This window comes from Streptomyces hazeniae (genome assembly GCF_031845485.1).
Lineage (GTDB): Bacteria > Actinomycetota > Actinomycetes > Streptomycetales > Streptomycetaceae > Streptomyces > Streptomyces hazeniae.
Genome location: NZ_JAVREQ010000056.1, coordinates 1 through 1,562, shown reverse-complemented (window position 1 = coordinate 1,562; position 1,562 = coordinate 1). Strand labels below are relative to the sequence as shown.

Annotated in this window: 3 protein-coding genes and 1 pseudogene; all 4 read right to left on the bottom strand. The window is 69.1% G+C overall.

Annotated elements, in window-relative coordinates; genetic code table 11:
- A pseudogene (locus RM572_RS28510) lies at positions 1 to 123 on the bottom strand (P1 family peptidase); the annotation flags it as partial.
- Between the two features lie 285 nt (positions 124 to 408).
- Positions 409 to 813 (bottom strand): SRPBCC family protein, encoded by a 405-nt coding sequence (locus tag RM572_RS28505; protein WP_311676266.1) that lies wholly within the window; start codon positions 811 to 813, stop codon positions 409 to 411.
- Positions 814 to 861: 48 nt separating this feature from the next.
- Complete coding sequence (locus tag RM572_RS28500) at positions 862 to 1,095, bottom strand: hypothetical protein (protein WP_311676265.1); 234 nt, start codon at positions 1,093 to 1,095, stop codon at positions 862 to 864.
- Between the two features lie 267 nt (positions 1,096 to 1,362).
- Positions 1,363 to 1,562 (bottom strand): hypothetical protein (locus RM572_RS28495; RefSeq protein WP_311676264.1); only part of this gene is annotated, 200 nt, incomplete at its 5' end.

Below are 1,562 nucleotides of genomic sequence, written 5' to 3'. Positions count from 1 at the left end.
GGCAGTGCCGACTCCTCCAGCGAAGCCGTGGCAGATCATGCCCGTGCCCGAACCCACATTCCCCTCAGCCACGGGTCCGCTCGCCGCGGCACGCAGGGCGTCGTGCAGATGCTCGGCGCGTACGTGGCGTGGGCGGTGTTCGGGTTGTTTTCAAGGGGCCTGGTGTGTTGCCGGGGCGGGTAGAGCGGCTCCGAGGAGACTTCAGTCGTGGGCTGGCCCGGTGCGCCGGCCGGGCGGTGGCGGGCCGCCCGTTCCCCGGGATTCTGGCAGTCCGTGAGCATGTCGTAGGCGTTCATGCTGCGCGGAACAGACACCCCGCGGACAGGTGCCCCCCGTCGTGCCGGGACGGCTCACCTTCCGTACGGCCGCCGCCGTCCCGCATCCTGGCCACTGTGGCAGGATGCGGGATCAGGTGGTCTCGGTGCCGCTGCCCTCGATGAGGCGTTTGACGTTGGCCAGCGTGGTCTCCAGACCGGCGCGGATACCGGGCCCGTCCGCTCGCTCGGTGTTCAGCACCACCCTCAGCCCTGCGCTCTCAGGCCCTGCGTCGGTGACGGACAGCTCGCCGCTGTAGTCATTCGGCCCAGGTGATCCCCAGCGCATCGAGCGTCGATCGCGGTCGACCTCGAACCATGCCTCGCCTTCTCGGCGCTGGCCCTCCACCTCGGCCGACACGAACACCCGTCCTTCACCTGCGGGCTCTGCGGCGGTCATCGCGTTCATGTAGGCGGGCAGGTTGCCGACCTGGGCCACATAGTCGAACAGTGCCTGCGGATCGGTACGGACGGTGGTGCTGTGCTCGTAGCGGCCCATCAACGGGCCCTCCGTTCCTCGAGTCAGGCAATCGGCGCGGGACGGAGGTCAGTTGGGAAACGTGCCGTCCTGCTGCTCGTACTGGGCCAGTGCCAGGCCGAGAGCGAGAAAGGTCGGGGCCCACTCGCCTACGAAGATGCCCCATCGGTCCGCGCGGTCCCGGCCCGCGCTCTCCTTCTTCTCCGACAGCGTCCACGACAGGAACGACGCGGCGATCGAGGCCAAGCCGGCGGTGTAGGCGTGCTCGCTGCGCACACCGGCGTCGTGCAATTTCTTGATCATGGTTGCTCTCCTCGCAGGCGACGTGCGGCTCGCTCGTCTCTCCCCGGGCATCCCGGACGGTGAACGGAAGACGTGTGCGTGTCACTCGAACACCCCACCGGCTCGCCCGACCGCCCCGCACCTGACGCCGACGGAGAGCCGCGCAATCCGGGGCGCGCACGGCCGCTACCGTCCGGCTGCTTCGTCGTTGAGCAGGTCGCGCCGGGCGACGGTATGGGGCTGGACCGCATCGGCTGGTTGTTGGCGGCCTCGACCCGGACAAGCCGCTCAGCTCTCGGACAGATCGATCTGGTCGGCGAGGGGGAAGGCGCGCAGTGCCTCCCGCAGCAGGGTTTCGCGTGTCTGGGTGTCGGTGGCGGGAAGCTCGACCACAACCCGAGTCCTGAGTGAGTAGCGCAGGGCGCCGGAGTGCTCCAACTGCACTTCCGCAGCAACACGACTCTCGGCCAGGTCCGCCCCGATTTCGC